14 protein-coding genes are annotated in these 15214 nt (G+C 45.1%); 7 read left to right on the forward strand and 7 right to left on the reverse strand.

What is annotated here, in order from left to right; all coding sequences use genetic code 11:
* Nucleotides 1-255: 255 nt before the first annotated feature.
* Both BACSA_RS18070 and BACSA_RS18080 read right to left on the reverse strand, forming a co-directional pair.
* Complete coding sequence (locus tag BACSA_RS18070; protein WP_013619465.1) at nt 256-1164, reverse strand: AEC family transporter; 909 nt, start codon at nt 1162-1164, stop codon at nt 256-258.
* Nucleotides 1165-1558: 394 nt separating this feature from the next.
* Nucleotides 1559-2014: a hypothetical protein gene (locus tag BACSA_RS18080; protein ID WP_013619467.1), complete on the reverse strand. Its 456-nt coding sequence runs from the start codon at nt 2012-2014 to the stop codon at nt 1559-1561.
* A 131-nt stretch (nt 2015-2145) separates the two neighbouring features.
* On the opposite strand from BACSA_RS18080, the gene ileS reads away from it, so the two are divergent.
* From ileS to BACSA_RS18105, 5 genes are all read left to right on the forward strand, one after another.
* Nucleotides 2146-5631, forward strand: a complete 3486-nt coding sequence (ileS, locus tag BACSA_RS18085; protein WP_013619468.1) for an isoleucine--tRNA ligase — start codon at nt 2146-2148, stop codon at nt 5629-5631.
* A gap of 26 nt (nt 5632-5657) precedes the next feature.
* A complete protein-coding gene (locus BACSA_RS18090) occupies nt 5658-6038 on the forward strand; it encodes a TraR/DksA family transcriptional regulator (protein WP_013619469.1) in 381 nt (126 codons plus the stop codon).
* A 124-nt stretch (nt 6039-6162) separates the two neighbouring features.
* On the forward strand, nt 6163-6807 hold the full coding sequence (locus tag BACSA_RS18095; protein WP_013619470.1) for a lipoprotein signal peptidase: 645 nt from the start codon (nt 6163-6165) through the stop codon (nt 6805-6807).
* Between the two features lie 3 nt (nt 6808-6810).
* Nucleotides 6811-7716, forward strand: a complete 906-nt coding sequence (locus BACSA_RS18100) for a DUF4296 domain-containing protein (RefSeq protein ID WP_013619471.1) — start codon at nt 6811-6813, stop codon at nt 7714-7716.
* Complete coding sequence (locus tag BACSA_RS18105) at nt 7713-8045, forward strand: hypothetical protein (RefSeq protein WP_013619472.1); 333 nt, start codon at nt 7713-7715, stop codon at nt 8043-8045. Before BACSA_RS18100 ends, BACSA_RS18105 begins: the two co-directional genes overlap by 4 nt.
* Here the strand turns inward: BACSA_RS18105 and BACSA_RS18110 are convergent.
* Entirely contained in the window at nt 7986-8741 is a 756-nt protein-coding gene (locus tag BACSA_RS18110; RefSeq protein ID WP_013619473.1) for a TrmH family RNA methyltransferase, read from the reverse strand. The two genes, BACSA_RS18105 and BACSA_RS18110, sit on opposite strands and share 60 nt — an antisense overlap.
* Before the next feature lie 104 nt (nt 8742-8845).
* Here BACSA_RS18110 and tamL point away from each other — a divergent pair, with 104 nt between their 5' ends.
* Both tamL and BACSA_RS18120 read left to right on the forward strand, forming a co-directional pair.
* Nucleotides 8846-11161 carry a translocation and assembly module lipoprotein TamL gene (tamL, locus tag BACSA_RS18115; protein ID WP_041584119.1) on the forward strand — a complete coding sequence of 772 codons (2316 nt, stop codon included), beginning with the start codon at nt 8846-8848 and terminating at the stop codon, nt 11159-11161.
* Nucleotides 11162-11182: 21 nt separating this feature from the next.
* Nucleotides 11183-11434, forward strand: a complete 252-nt coding sequence (locus BACSA_RS18120; protein ID WP_013619475.1) for a DUF6965 family protein — start codon at nt 11183-11185, stop codon at nt 11432-11434.
* A 32-nt stretch (nt 11435-11466) separates the two neighbouring features.
* On the opposite strand, the gene BACSA_RS18125 is transcribed toward BACSA_RS18120, so the two are convergent.
* From BACSA_RS18125 to BACSA_RS18140, 4 genes are all read right to left on the reverse strand, one after another.
* The gene (locus tag BACSA_RS18125) at nt 11467-12099 is read right to left on the reverse strand and encodes an IbrB-like domain-containing protein (protein WP_013619476.1); all 633 of its coding nucleotides are present in this window, start codon (nt 12097-12099) and stop codon (nt 11467-11469) included.
* Entirely contained in the window at nt 12096-13397 is a 1302-nt protein-coding gene (locus tag BACSA_RS18130) for a DUF3440 domain-containing protein (RefSeq protein ID WP_013619477.1), read from the reverse strand. Before BACSA_RS18130 ends, BACSA_RS18125 begins: the two co-directional genes overlap by 4 nt.
* On the reverse strand, nt 13394-13804 hold the full coding sequence (locus BACSA_RS18135; RefSeq protein ID WP_013619478.1) for a hypothetical protein: 411 nt from the start codon (nt 13802-13804) through the stop codon (nt 13394-13396). Before BACSA_RS18135 ends, BACSA_RS18130 begins: the two co-directional genes overlap by 4 nt.
* A 442-nt stretch (nt 13805-14246) precedes the next feature.
* On the reverse strand, nt 14247-15200 hold the full coding sequence (locus tag BACSA_RS18140; RefSeq protein WP_013619479.1) for an NAD(P)H-dependent flavin oxidoreductase: 954 nt from the start codon (nt 15198-15200) through the stop codon (nt 14247-14249).
* Nucleotides 15201-15214: the final 14 nt, after the last annotated feature.

Raw genomic sequence — 15214 nt, forward strand, 5'->3', positions numbered from 1 at the left:
AAGGTATATAATAAATGTATTATACGCAAGGCTTGCTATAACTTTTTCCTTATCTTTGGTTCTTGATAAAAATATTTTCACTTCTCGTGCAGTATTTGGGGAAATCTTGCATTTATAGATTGAAAAACAAAAAGAACAATCCGTTTATGGAACTACCTTAGCGAATAAGAAATTTCACTAAGTTCTAACTTTTGTTGCGTATCGAAGGAGCTGTCTCACGAAAAGCGGGGACGGCTCCTTTTTTTGCATGTATGTTCATAAGAACATTGTCAGGAGCGGGATGGTTATAACCGAAAGCAAGGTGGTGATGAAGGTTCCTTCCGCCATGATGACTTCCCCTTTCCCATACTGGATGCAGAACAGAGTGCCGTAGGAAGCTACGGGCATTGCTGCCAATACCACGTTGATGTTGGCGATGGTTTCCTCTATCCGGCACAGGCGCGAGAGGTATAATATCAGGAGGGGAACCAGCATCAGGCGGAGGGCAGACATGAGGTAGATAGCCGTATTGCTGAACATGCGCCAGATAGGGACCTGGGCAATGGAAGAGCCTACGATGAGCAGGGCGGCGGGCACGGTGATGTTTCCCAAGAGGACGAAAGGCGTGCTGAGCACTTTGGGAGGTATCCAGCCGGTCACTACAATCAGGATGGAAAGGTAAGACGCAATCATCGCCGGACAATAGAGTGTGCGCCAATCGAAGCGTACCTTGCCTTCTCCTCCCGAAACGAAGAGGGTGCCGAACACGAATATCAGCAAGGTGCTGGGGAAATTGAGGATGCAGGCATAAAACACTGCATTGGCTCCGAAGATAGAAGCTACGATAGGGTAGCCGATAAAGCCTACATTGCCGAAAGCCAGCATGAAACTATAGATACCCCGGTCGGCAGCCTTTACGGGCAGGAGCCGTGGAAGCAGGAAAGCTCCGCCGATAAGAACGATATAGGTAGCGAATCCCACGATGAGCAAGGGCAGGATAAAGCCTTTGTCGGGAAGCGTGTCGCCCATTACGGAAGACAGAATCAGGCTGGGGCACGTTACGTTAATCACCAGAACAGATAGCTTGCGGTCGAAATCCGCGTCCATCATTTTCTTTTTGCTCAGGAAGTAGCCGATGATTACGATGATGAACAGAATAACCATCTGCGTCACAATTGCGTTCATAGATTTGTGTTGTTTTAAAAAAACTGTGCAAAGATAGCAATAATCGGGCTTAGGTGTTACGTGAACGGATGATATTTTAGGATAAGTAATTGCTTGATGATTCCTTATGGATAAGATAAAGGTTTATCACAGGGGCGTTGCAAATATTGGTTTTATTGTCTGCAATCAAAAAGAATTTCAAAGAAATCTTTTTTCGTAAGACCTAAATTCCTTAATGTGTTCTTGACGATGAATTCAGGAACAGGGCTGATGTGGGTTTGTAAGATGATCGGTCGGGTTAAGTCTTTTCGCACCCACTTTTCATGCCCTCCCTCTGTTGAGATTTTCTTGCATCCGGATTTCTTAAGAAATTCGCGGAACTCGTTTAACGGGATATTGCTTAATTTTTGTGTATTCATGCAAAAGAAGGGATGGACAGATTTTCCATATATTTTGAATATTCTTTATTCTCTATCAGATTTTTGAAGTCCGGATTCTTTTTCATCATTGCAACTGTATCAGGAGATTTGAATTTGTGTTGTTTTATGTTTTCTACTTTCCATCCGTGCTTTTGTAAATCTTCCGTTAATGTGTGTTCGTGGATGCAATAATCTAAGTATTGGCGCACTACTTCCCCGAAAGATTGTTTGGCTTCCTGCTCGTTTTCGCCATAACCGGAAATGTCGAGTGCAGGGCAATAAGCAATATAGATTCCCTCTTCAGTGAAAATATATACACCTAAAACCAAATTAATACATGATTCTCCCGTATTGTAGGCTGCTTTGAATGAATGAGTGGGCATAAACATCTGTTTTAAATTTGTAGCAAAGATAGTGATTTGCATTGAAAACGCCATTGCTTTCCGAAACAAATTAACGCTTGTTTATGTGAATATTAGCTGAAAAGTTTTTTGCTTATTCTTTTTTCTTATAAATTTGCAGCCTAAATTCGGGGAGGGTATTCCCGATAGGAAAAGACGAAAAAGCTAAATGCATTCTATATATGAGTAAGAAATTTACCGAATATTCACAACTGAACCTTTCTGACATCAATAAGGAAGTGCTGAAGAAATGGGACGAGAACGACGTGTTCTCCCGCAGTATGACAGAACGTGAAGGGCATCCTTCTTTTGTATTCTATGAAGGGCCTCCTTCGGCAAACGGTATGCCGGGCATCCACCACGTAATGGCACGTACGATTAAGGATACTTTCTGCCGTTATAAGACGATGAAAGGTTTTCAGGTAAAGCGCAAGGCTGGCTGGGATACGCACGGGCTTCCGGTGGAACTGGGTGTAGAGAAAGCGTTGGGCATTACGAAGGAAGACATCGGCAAGACCATTTCGGTGGCTGAATACAATCAGCATTGCCGCACGGACGTGATGAAGTTCACCAAGGAATGGACCGACCTGACCCACAAGATGGGCTATTGGGTAGACTTGGATAATCCGTATATTACGTATGACAACCGCTACATCGAAACCTTGTGGTGGCTTTTGCAACAACTTTATAAGAAAGGCTTGCTCTACAAAGGATATACCATCCAGCCTTATTCTCCCGCGGCAGGCACGGGACTTAGCTCGCACGAACTGAACCAGCCGGGATGTTATCGGGACGTGAAAGACTTGACCGTAGTAGGGCAGTTCAAGATAAAGAACCCGAAACCCGAAATGGCTGAGTGGGGAACTCCTTATTTCTTGGCTTGGACCACGACTCCGTGGACGTTGCCTTCGAATACTGCGCTCTGCGTAGGCCCGAAGATAGATTATGTAGCCGTACAGACTTACAATCCTTATACTTCTGAAAAGATAACGGTAGTGTTGGCAAAGGCTTTGCTTTACACGCACTTCAACAAGAAGGCGGAAGGCATGGCATTGGAAGACTATAAGCCAGGCGATAAGTTAGTGCCGTTCAAAGTGGTAGGCGAATATAAAGGGCCGGACTTGGTAGGCATGGAATACGAACAACTCTTCCCGTGGGTGAAACCTGTAGAATTGGACGAAGACGGAAACTGGCGCGACGCTTCTGCCAAAGCCTTCCGTGTCATTCCGGGTGATTATGTGACCGTAGAAGACGGTACGGGTATCGTACACATCGCTCCTACCTTCGGTGCAGACGATGCTTTCGTGGCAAAAGCCGCCGGCATCCCTTCGCTCTTCATGATTAACAAGAAAGGCGAGACACGCCCGATGGTTGACCTGACCGGAAAATTCTACCTGCTGGATGAACTGGACGAAAAGTTTGTTGCCGAATGTGTGAATACCGATATATATAAGGAGTATCAAGGCAGATGGGTGAAGAACGCATACGACCCTGCCTTCACCGTCGATGGCAAATATGATGAGAAGGCTGCGCAAGCGGCTGAGTCACTCGATGTATATATCTGCATGAAGATGAAGCAAGCGAATCAGGCATTCAAGATGGAAAAGCACGTGCACAACTATCCGCACTGCTGGCGTACCGACAAGCCGGTGCTCTATTATCCGCTCGATAGCTGGTTTATCCGCTCTACGGCATGCAAGGAACGGATGATAGAACTGAACAAGACCATCAACTGGAAACCTGAATCGACCGGAACAGGACGTTTCGGCAAATGGCTGGAGAACCTGAACGACTGGAACTTGAGCCGTTCGCGTTATTGGGGAACTCCGCTTCCTATCTGGCGCGATGAAGACGGTGCGGAAATCTGCATCGGTTCGGTGGAAGAATTGTATAATGAAATTGAGAAATCGGTTGAGGCTGGCTTTATGACGGAAAATCCGTATAAGAAGTTGGGCTTCGTGCCGGGCAAATATACGAAAGAGAATTACAATAAGATAGACCTGCACCGTCCTTACGTAGACGACATCATCCTGGTTTCGCCCGCAGGTAAACCGATGAAGCGTGAAGCGGACTTGATTGATGTTTGGTTCGATTCGGGTTCGATGCCCTACGCGCAATTGCATTATCCGTTTGAGAATAAAGAACTGATAGATAGCGGTTCGTATTATCCGGCTGATTTCATTGCCGAAGGTGTAGACCAGACTCGTGGTTGGTTCTTTACGTTGCACGCCATTGCCACAATGGTATTCGATAGCGTAGCATATAAGAATGTGATTTCGAACGGCTTGGTATTGGATAAGAACGGAAACAAGATGTCGAAGCGTTTGGGCAATGCGGTAGACCCGTTCAGCACCATCGAGAAGTTCGGTTCCGACCCCTTGCGCTGGTACATGATTACGAACTCGGCTCCGTGGGATAACCTGAAGTTTGATACGGACGGAGTGGACGAAGTGCGCCGCAAGTTCTTCGGCACCTTATATAATACTTATTCGTTCTTTGCTCTTTATGCCAATGTAGACGGCTTTACCTATGCCGAGAAAGAAGTGCCGGTATCAGAACGTCCGGAAATCGACCGCTGGATTCTGTCTTTGCTCAATTCGTTGATAAAAGATGTAGATGCTTGCTTCAATGATTACGAACCTACAAAGGCAGGACGCTTGATAACGGATTTCGTAAACGATAACCTGAGCAACTGGTATGTGCGCCTGAACCGGAAACGTTTCTGGGGAAGCGCGATGTCGCAAGACAAATTGTCGGCTTACCAGACCTTATACACTTGTCTGGAAACGGTGGCGAAACTGATGGCTCCGATTGCACCGTTCTATGCCGACCGCCTGTATATGGACCTGATAAAGGTGACGGAGCGTGACCATGTGGTATCGGTACACTTGGCAAACTTCCCCGTAGCGGATGAAAGCCTGATAGACAAGGAACTGGAAGCGCGTATGCAGATGGCGCAGGATGTGACTTCGATGGTACTGGCTTTGCGCCGCAAGGTGAATATCAAGGTGCGCCAACCGCTTCAATGCATCATGGTTCCCGTAGTGGATGAGGAACAGAAACGTCACATCGAGGCAGTGAAGGATTTGATTTTAAGTGAGGTGAATGTGAAAGAGCTTCAGTTTGTAGAAGAAGCCGGTGTGCTGGTGAAGAAGGTGAAATGTGACTTCAAGAAGCTGGGACCGAAGTTCGGTAAGCAGATGAAAGCCGTATCGGCAGCTGTGGCAGAATTGTCGCAGGAAGCCATTGCCGAACTGGAACGGAACGGCAAATACAATCTTCAGCTGGCAGACGGCGAGGCACTCATCGAAGCCACTGATGTGGAAATCTACAGCGAAGATATCCCCGGCTGGCTGGTTGCAAACGAAGGCAAGCTGACCGTAGCGCTTGAGGTGACCATCACTGAATCCTTGCGCCGGGAAGGTATAGCACGTGAACTGGTGAACCGTATTCAGAACATCCGTAAAAACAGTGGTTTTGAGATAACCGACAAGATTCATTTGGTATTGTCAAAAAATCCGAATACAGATGATGCGGTAAAAGAATATAATACGTATATTTGCAACCAAGTGTTGGCAAACTCATTGGAACTGTCTGATGAGGTGCCGGGTGGTGTTGAACTGAACTTTGATGATTTCACGTTGTATGTGAAAGTGTCGAAACTCTAATTATTAACTTTAAAATACTTAACATTATGGCTGAAAAGACAAGATACTCTGACGCAGAACTCGAGGAATTCCGCGCTATTATCATGGAGAAACTTCAGCTCGCCGAGCGCGACTATGAAAAATTGAAAAGCAGTATCATGAATACGGACGGCAACGATACGGACGATACTTCGCCCACCTATAAGGTGCTGGAGGAAGGTGCCAACACGTTGTCGAAAGAAGAGACAACCCGCCTGGCAGCCCGTCAGCTGAAGTTCATCCAGAACTTGCGTGCCGCATTGGTACGTATCGAAAACAAGACGTACGGCATTTGTCGCGAGACGGGGAAGCTGATTCCGAAAGAAAGGTTGCGTGCCGTGCCTCATGCCACGCTGAGCATTGAGGCAAAGCAGCACGGAGTAAAATAAATGGTTGAGTCGGCAAGGTATCGGTTGACAAGGTGACAAGGTTTTAAGATAGAAAGATAAAATGTCTGAAAGAACCTTGTCAGCTTGTCAACTCGTTACTTGTCACCTATAATATAGTGGATAGATGAAGAAGATTCTGACGCAAGGGCGTCTGGCGGCTTTAATTGTTGTATTGGTATTAGTCATCGATCAGGTAATCAAGATTTGTGTAAAGACAGGCATGTACTTGCACGAGCATATCCGTATCACCGATTGGTTTTACATCTTTTTTACGGAGAATAACGGGATGGCTTTCGGTATGGAATTCCTTCCCAAGATTTTCCTGACTTTATTCCGGATTGTGGCGGTATGCTTTATCACGTGGTATCTGTATAAGCTGACCCATAGGGAGGAGAAACTGAAGACAGGCTATGTCGTATGCCTGGCATTCATCCTTGCGGGAGCGTTGGGAAACATTATTGATTGTGTTTTCTACGGTGAAGTGTTCAGTGCAAGCACTTCCTATTCGGTTGCCCAATGGGTTCCGATGGGTGAGGGGTATGCCGATTGGCTGCATGGGAAAGTGGTCGATATGTTTTATTTCCCGATTATTGATACCTATTGGCCCGAGTGGATGCCCTTTTGTGGAGGCGAACATTTCATATTCTTTAGTCCTATATTCAATTTTGCCGATGCCTCCATCAGTTGTGGCATGATTGCCCTGTTGATTTTCTATAGCCATACCTTGGGGCTGGAGTTTCAGAAAAAAGAAGAAGTAAAGCAAAAGTAAGTCATGAAGAGGAAAGCGTTGTATACAGTGATTGCCTTAGGGCTTTTGTCCGCGTGCGGAAAGAAGATTCCCGATGATATCATCCAGCCGGATGCAATGGAAAGCTTGTTGTATGATTATCATTTGGCTTCTACCATGAGTGCTTCGCTTCCTTATAACGAGACGTACAAGAAAGACGCTTATTTGGATTATGTTTTCCAAAAGCATCAGGTGACCGAGGCCGAGTTTGACTCGTCGATGGTATGGTATACCCGCCATACCGAGGAATTGGCTACGATTTACAAGAATCTGAAAGAACGCTTGGGGCGTGAGGAGAAACAGATGAAGGAACAGGTGGCAAGGCGGGATAATCAGATTGATGTATCTATGTCGGGCGATACGGTTGATGTATGGCAGGACCGTACGCTGTATTGGCTTTCCGCTTCTTCATTGACCAACAAGCTTGTATTCGACTTAAAAACCGATACGACGTTTAAGCCTCAGGATGCGATGGAACTTCAGGCTGATTTCCATTTTATACCTTCGAAAGCGGCATCAGGGCAAGCGGTTATGGCACTCAATTTTTATTTTGATAATGACAGCGTACAAGGTTTGACCCGCATTGTAACCCGTTCGGGTAAGCAACGTTTGTATCTGCGTCCGGATTCGTCGTTTACCATTCAAAGCATTAGCGGATTTATTTATTATTCGAACGAAAAGCATCCGGATGTATCTTTGTTGATTGATGATATTCATCTCACCCGTTATCATAATCAGGGGAAACCGGAAGAGTCTTCCGGTACGGAAAAAGCGGTAAAGGATACCGTGGATTCGGATGGGCAGGTTCAAAAGCCGATAGAGAAAGAAAATGTAAGGACTATCGACAGCAAGCAAATGCAGCCCATGCGGAAAATGGAGAACCGGAAATGAGACGGATAGCGGCGCATCGTATTTATCTTTTGCCTCAGGCGGAATGGGTATCCGCATCGGTAATCGAGTTGGACGAAACCGGAGAAGTTATCCGTGTATTGCCTTTAGCTGAAGAAACGGCGCATACCGAATGGCTGTCGGGGGTGCTTATCGTATCTCCTTTCCCGCTTATACGGGAGTGTCGGGAAGATTTTCAGGCTTTCTTGCACCGCATTACGCGGCAAGCCGGGGCGTATGAAGCCGGCGCTTCATGCCGTGCTTACCGCGTTTTATCCTCTTCTTCTGAATTCAGCGCATACGATTGCGGTAGCTATCGCTACATTCAATGATTCACTGGTGGATCTTCCTTGCGGGTAATTGGGAATGAACAGGCGATGTGTGATGCATTGGGCTATCGGGGTGCTGATGCCATTCCCTTCGTTTCCCATGATGATAATGCCATGATTTTCTAAGTTTTCTCCGTATATATCTTTCCCGTTTAGGAATGTTCCGAACAACGGTATATCCTGAGCAGAGGCGGACCGGATAAATTCCGGCAGGTTGCAATAATGGAATTGTACCCGTGCGATGGCGCCCATGGTGGCTTGCACTGTTTTGGGGTTATAGATGTCGGCAGTACCTTGGGAACAAAATACGTGTTCAATGCCAAACCAATCGGCTATTCGGGCAATGGTGCCCACATTTCCGGGGTCTTGTACATCGTCCAACGCCAGGCATAGCGAGTGTGCAGCGGTGTTTATATTCCACTCATATACGGGTTGCTCGAAGACAGCCAGTACTTCTTGCGGGTTTTTCTGGAGGCTGATGCGTGTAAGCTCTTCTTCGCTTACTTCGAAAATTTCTTCGGCATGCAAATGCGGATGCCGGTCAAGCCAGGCTTTTGTTCCCGCGACGATCCGGCAAGGAAAATGTCCCAACAGTTCTTCTACCAGTTTGTAGCCTTCCGCAAGAAAAGCTTGTTCTTCTTTCCGGTTCTTTTTCAACTCCAGTGAATGGATGTATTTTATCTTGTTTTTACTGAGCATGTCGGTTTTCTTCTAAAAATACCAAATATTCTGAGCAAAGCTAAGAAGATATTTTCAATAATTGCCTATCTTTGTCGAATAAATTTGCATTGTCTTCCTTTAATATGAACAAACCGCTTGCGATATTAATTCTGTTGGCTTTTCTCGTCTTGATGTTGGCTGGATGTTCGGTCAGCAAATTCATTCCGGAGGGAAGTTATTTGTTGGACAATGTGAAGATAGAATCGGATAATAAGGAAATCAAGCCTTCTCAAATGAATCTGTATGTACGTCAGAAATCCAATGCCAAATGGTTTAGTCTGGTAAAGCTTCCCATGTATATTTATGGTGCATCGGGGCTGGACTCAACCAAGTGGATTAACCGTTTTTGGCGTAAGATTGGTGAGGCTCCGGTGATTTACGACCCTGTTTTAGCCGAGGAAACCCGGAGCGAAATGGAGAAGGCGGTGCAGAATATGGGATATATGGGGGCATCAGTCGGCTTGCAGGAGGTGTCGGACGGAAACCGCATGAAGGTGTATTATACGGTCCGTTCAGGCGAACCGTATGTGGTAGAACGCTTGGCGTATGATATCTCGGATGCGAAAATAGCTGATTATTTGGCTAAAGATCCGGTACGTGCTGGTTTGTACGAAGGCATGCGGTTTGATGTGAATGTGCTTGATGCCGAACGTCAGCGTATTACCCAGTACCTGCAGAATCAGGGATATTACCGTTTCAATAAAGATTTCATCACTTATCAGGCAGATACGATGCTGAATACGCATAAGGTAGATTTGACCTTGAAGCTCCTTCCATACCGGCGCACAAAGGAAGACTTGCCCCAACCGCACCGCCAATATACGCTTCGGAATGTAAATTATGTATTGGATGCTGATTTCTCTGAGTTGTCCGAAGATGCCTTGCGCGGGCTGGATTCGATAAGTTCCGGCGGTACAGGCGTGTTTTATAAAGGAAAGCCTTTTTTACGTCCCAAAGTGTTGACTGATTGTAATTATTTGATTCCCGGAAATTTATATCGTAATCGGAATGTGCAGAACACTTATTCTGCATTGGGGCGTTTGTCTATCTTAAAATATTCGAATATCCGGTTTAATGAGGTGGCATTGCCGGGCGATTCCACCCGGCTGGATGCTTACATTTTTCTTTCGAAGAACAAGAATAAGGCTTTATCGTTCGAGATAGAGGGTACCAATTCTGCCGGAGACCTGGGGGCGGCGGCATCCGTCTCTTTTACCCATCGCAATCTGTTCAAAGGCTCGGAGGCTTTTACTCTTGAGCTTCGAGGGGCATACGAGGCGGTAAGCGGACTGGAAGGGTATGCCAACAGCCATTACATGGAATACGGTATAGAGAGCAGCTTGAACTTTCCGGAGTTCATGTTCCCGTTTTTGTCTTCTGATTTCAAGCGGCGTATTCGGGCTACTTCTGAGGTAAGTGTGAAATATAATTGGCAGATTCGTCCTGAATTTGAACGTACACTGGCTGCTGCTGCCTGGAGTTACCGCTGGACTCGGAGAGGGAAAGCTACGCATCGGTTTGATTTGCTCGATATTAACTATATCTATATGCCCTATACGTCGGAGGCGTTCAATGCCTATTTGGACCGTATGGATCAGATAAATCCTTTGCTGCGGCATAGTTATGAGGATTTGTTTATCATCCGTTTGGGATATACTTATACTTACAATAGCGTCGGGGGGAATGCGATAAATGCAGCCAAGCACAATTCATATTCCATCCGTTTTAATATTGAAGAGTCGGGTAATTTGCTTTATGGCCTTTCCAAGCTGGTACATAAGAAACCCCGATACGGTGATGCTTATCAATTGGCGAATATTGATTTTGCACAGTATGTAAAGATGGACATTGATTTTGCCAAGAATTTTGTGATTGATGAACGTAACTCATTGGTGTTTCATGCAGGATTGGGTATTGCCTGTCCGTATGGGAATTCGAAAAGCTTGCCTTTCGAGAAACTTTATTTTTCAGGTGGAGCCAATAGTGTGCGTGGTTGGCGGGTCCGTTCTTTAGGTCCCGGTTCGTATCGGGGCGACGGGAATACGATTGATTATGTTAATCATACAGGAGATATAAAGCTTGATTTGAATGTGGAGTACCGCACATACCTGTTCTGGAAACTGAATGGAGCAGTTTTTATTGATGCCGGAAATGTGTGGAACATCCGTTCTCAAGGAACGCAAACTGAGGGTGTGTTTAAGTTTAACCGTTTTTATAAACAGTTGGCTGTATCTTATGGATTGGGAATCCGGTTCGATTTGGATTTCTTGATTTTACGTTTCGATGGAGGAATGAAAGCTATAAATCCGATGTACACGGGGAGAGACCGCTATCCGATTGTTTCGCCTGATTTTGGGCGGGATTTTGCTTTTCATTTTGCTGTCGGTTATCCGTTCTGATTATATAAAAATGAAGATAAAATGAAAGAATACAAAAGGCATTTATACACAGAAGAAGATTTAAAAGCACTATTCCAATGGTTTGATAATCAGGATTTGCCTGCTAACATGCAATTGGATAAGAGTACTTATATTCCTGATTTGCAGACTACATTAAAATATTTGAAATTGCAAGCGGAGAATTACCGTGAAACCCAAAGAATGCAAGGATGCATAACTTTGTTGGAGCGTATTAAAGCGAAGCTGGAGGGAAATGAGAGGAATGAGGAATGAAGAAGTGTAGCCATTCGCTCATTCTTCATTCATCATTTATCATTTTCAATGTTTTTCACTTGCCCTTCTTCCGCATTGTCCGGGTCAATGTTGTAGACCGGTCTTGACTGAGGTATCGTAAAGTCTTTATCCGCGAAAAGCTCGGCAAGCCCGGATATTTGTTTCAGGCGCAAAAGTTCATCGCGGTCCATACCGATGTTTTTCATAATCCATTGGTCGCTCATGCCTGCTTTGTCTAATTCTGAAACAATATGCGACATGAGGTCTACGTTATGCGTTCCTCGTGCACGATTGTGGCGAATGGTCGATCCCATCCGGTTGGATAAATCCTTGTCAATGACTACCACGGGCAACATGCCTTTTTCACGTTCATAAATGCGTTTGGATTTTTTAAGAACGGTATAGCGGTGAAACCCGTCTACAATGATGTATTTGTCATTATTGTGGTCGTAATAGCATACACACGGCATGGTGAATCCGTCTTCCCAGATAGAAAGTTCCAGCAGTTTCATTTCAGGAGGAGCTACCACATTCGGGTTATAATCGTTTGCGCATACTTTTTCTATCGGTACGGCTATTACGTTATATACGGGGCTTTTATATTCTTGTTTTTGTTCTTGCTCTTGTTCGGGAAACAATTCCAGTGTTTCTTCTTTTTTCTTCATCTCCAAATGTGTTTATAGTTTTCCATTATTTTGTTCTTTTTACTGATTTCTTCCTTTGTCGGCGAAAAGCCCATATATTTGCATGCATGGTCGTTGCGCAGGATGCAGATACACATTCGCTTGTAAGTTGGTATTTCTTTGAATTCAGCGATGTCAATGTCTTCTAAATAATCCATTCGTACAGGATGCTTGGTGGTTTTATAGTTGCTTTTATCGACAATTTCAATAGGAATTTTAGCGTCAATCAGTTTCTGAATGACTTCGTTGCTCAGACAGCCTCCTTTGGTCCGCCAAAATTTGATACTTACGTCCAGGCGGCGTAAATATCCGTTCCGTGTTTCTTCAGGAAGGGTGGAAAGAAGGAAGAACATGAAGGATTTCCACGTATATCCTTTCGGAAGTTTGATGCGATGGCGGGCTGTTGCATGGCTGCTTCCATAGATAGCGGCAAAGTTCACTCCATTTACACGCCCTATCATACGTCCCCATGTATTGGGATCGATGGCTTTATAAAGAGCCAGACTTTCGATGGCTTCGCTGATAAACGGACTTGCTACACGCATGCGTTCGATGCTTACGCCTGCTTTGTAATAAAGGTCGTATAAATGATTATAATCCCATTTGAATTTGCCGTTGGCAACCCATACATCGGTCGTACGCCAGTCGTATATCGGGTATGCATTATAAATGTCATTATTGATTTTGCATGTCCAGATATAACGGTGATATAAAAGTACTTTGGGAGTTTGGTAAATGCACCGCCAGCGGTTGAAACTTTCTTGTGTGCGGATGCCTACCAAGCAACAGGTACGTGACGCTTTTTTCTTTCGATGGAGCCAGTCGGCAAAATAAATCTGGAAATCATAGTCCCACATATCCTGCTTGAATCCGGGAAAATTGTCTGCGGTCATGGCATACTTCGGCAGTTCGCGTACCCACATGTCTTTTTTATCTTCTTCCCATGGACGCCAATAGGATTGATACATTGAAGTGCTGGTAGCCACACGGAACGGTACGCATATCCGGTATATTTCCAGTATGTCTTTGTTTGCTTCAAAGATGCGGTCTACATAGTCGATAGTCATCTTGTATTGCACTTCGTAGTCCATGTGGTAGACGCCTATTTTTCGGTTTAGCTTGTGCTTCCGTATGTAATCGATGCACATATTCAGCAATATTCCGCTGTCTTTTCCTCCTGAGAAAGAGACGTAGATATTGTCAAATTCCTTGAAGATGATGTCAAGCCGTTCTTGTGCCAGTTCGTACACGTTTTTAGTTATGGGTTGTTCTTTCTTCATTTAGTTTTCTGCATTTTGAGGTAAAGTTTCCATTCTTTGGTTGTGGTGAACCCTTGTTCTTTGAATAAGGCAGCGTGTCGTGTTTGTACCAATGCGGTCAGTTGCGGCATGTCTTTGGTCATATTTTGCCATACGGCTTCTATTAACCGGTTGAGGATTTCATTGTGTCCTTCTTGTTGTACATAGTAGTTATTGATGGACGTTTCGTGGCTTTTGTATTCAAGAGGAATAAAGCCTACGGTTTCATCATTCGCTTCATTTACGGCTATGTACCATTCAAAGTTTTTCCCTGTCTTGAAGGGATATCGGTTGTTGTATTTCAATACCTCCGGGTTCATTACCAGCGGACCGACCAGTGGATACAATTCTTTAGCGGTGCCGTTTATTTTAAGAATCTGTATTTGCATGGTTTTGTTCTTTTATGTGAGGCAAATATACGCAAAATTATTGATTTTGCATTAAAATAGGTTTGCGGAAAATGGAATGGAACACAGAGACACAAAGGCACAGAGTGTTATTTTTTTTGAGAGAACGGAGTTCACGGAGCAAAAGTTTGGCTCTATGGCCTTTGCTTACTCTATCTATTTAGAAGCTGTTTTGAATTTATCGTGCGCTGATTTGGGATGAGTTTTTGAGGCATTTTCGCTTCTGTGATGAGGAAGATAGCGGGCTATCTGACGAAGAACAGGAGCGAAAAGGACCAAAAAATCGCCCAAAGCACACACGAAAACGAATACATCAAGCCAAGAAAAACTTTTTGGAGAAATTCAAAACAGCTTCTTATTTCTCCGTGTCTCTGTGTTCAATACAAAGGACTACACAGATTTTTTGCAATTCATTTCTGATTGACTATAATTGCATCTGTTGATTAGCTTGCATGCGGTTGAGCGCTTCGTTGTAGTCTTCGATGAGTTCTTTCATTACCTCGTTTACCGATTGCAGGCGGTGAATGAGGGAGGCTGCTTGACCGATTTCTATTTCTCCTTCGAAGATTTCACCCTCGAATATACCCAACTTGGCTCGTCCACGTCCTAAGATCTCACGAAGTTCATCTACTGATGCACCGCGCAGTTCTGCTTCTTCAACCCGTTTGTAGAATTCATTTTTCACCAATCGGGTAGGCGAAAGTTGTTTCAGTGTCAGTATCGTGTCGCCTTCGTTCAGGCGCAGGCACCGGTCTTTGAACGAGAAGTGTGCCGAGCTTTCTTCGGTTAATGCGAATCGGGTTCCTATCTGTACGCCGTCGGCTCCCAAGGCTTGTGCGGCAAGGATGCTTTCGCCAGTCGCTATGCCTCCTGCAGCCAATAGGGGCAGAGTACATGTACGGCGAATGGCAGGGATGAGACACATGGTAGTGGTCTCTTCTCGTCCGTTATGCCCTCCGGCTTCGAATCCTTCGGCTACGATAGCGTCTACGCCCGCTTCCTCACATTTGGCTGCAAATTTGGACGAAGCCACTACGTGTGTCACGAGGATATCCCGTTCGTGAAGCCAGTCAGTCCATTTCTTTGGACTGCCTGCCGACGTGAAAACGATTTTTACGCCTTCTTCGGCGATGATTGGCATGATAGTATCTATTTCGGGATACATGAGCGGTACATTTACTCCAAAAGGCTTGTCGGTAGCTGCTTTACACTTACGGATGTGCTCGCGTAAGGTTTCGGGGTGCATTGAGCCTGCTCCCAGCAAGCCAAGCCCTCCAGCGTTGCTTACGGCAGAAGCTAATCTCCAGCCGCTGCACCATACCATTCCACCTTGGATGATGGGGTATTTAATGTTGAATAGTCGGCAAATTCGGTTCATGGTATTTTTTTAGT

The sequence above is a fragment of the Phocaeicola salanitronis DSM 18170 genome (assembly GCF_000190575.1).
GTDB lineage: Bacteria > Bacteroidota > Bacteroidia > Bacteroidales > Bacteroidaceae > Phocaeicola > Phocaeicola salanitronis.

Bases quoted from the DNA above. Each gene is read 5' to 3' on its own strand.
- tamL (WP_041584119.1), top strand. From the start codon at position 8,846: ATGAACAAACCGCTTGCGATATTAATTCTGTTGGCTTTTCTCGTCTTG.
- BACSA_RS18070 (WP_013619465.1), bottom strand. From the start codon at position 1,164: ATGAACGCAATTGTGACGCAGATGGTTATTCTGTTCATCATCGTAATC.
- BACSA_RS18110 (WP_013619473.1), bottom strand. From the start codon at position 8,741: ATGCTCAGTAAAAACAAGATAAAATACATCCATTCACTGGAGTTGAAA.
- BACSA_RS18095 (WP_013619470.1), top strand. From the start codon at position 6,163: ATGAAGAAGATTCTGACGCAAGGGCGTCTGGCGGCTTTAATTGTTGTA.
- BACSA_RS18100 (WP_013619471.1), top strand. From the start codon at position 6,811: ATGAAGAGGAAAGCGTTGTATACAGTGATTGCCTTAGGGCTTTTGTCC.
- BACSA_RS18120 (WP_013619475.1), top strand. From the start codon at position 11,183: ATGAAAGAATACAAAAGGCATTTATACACAGAAGAAGATTTAAAAGCA.
- BACSA_RS18105 (WP_013619472.1), top strand. From the start codon at position 7,713: ATGAGACGGATAGCGGCGCATCGTATTTATCTTTTGCCTCAGGCGGAA.
- BACSA_RS18135 (WP_013619478.1), bottom strand. From the start codon at position 13,804: ATGCAAATACAGATTCTTAAAATAAACGGCACCGCTAAAGAATTGTAT.
- ileS (WP_013619468.1), top strand. From the start codon at position 2,146: ATGAGTAAGAAATTTACCGAATATTCACAACTGAACCTTTCTGACATC.
- BACSA_RS18130 (WP_013619477.1), bottom strand. From the start codon at position 13,397: ATGAAGAAAGAACAACCCATAACTAAAAACGTGTACGAACTGGCACAA.
- BACSA_RS18090 (WP_013619469.1), top strand. From the start codon at position 5,658: ATGGCTGAAAAGACAAGATACTCTGACGCAGAACTCGAGGAATTCCGC.
- BACSA_RS18125 (WP_013619476.1), bottom strand. From the start codon at position 12,099: ATGAAGAAAAAAGAAGAAACACTGGAATTGTTTCCCGAACAAGAGCAA.
- BACSA_RS18140 (WP_013619479.1), bottom strand. From the start codon at position 15,200: ATGAACCGAATTTGCCGACTATTCAACATTAAATACCCCATCATCCAA.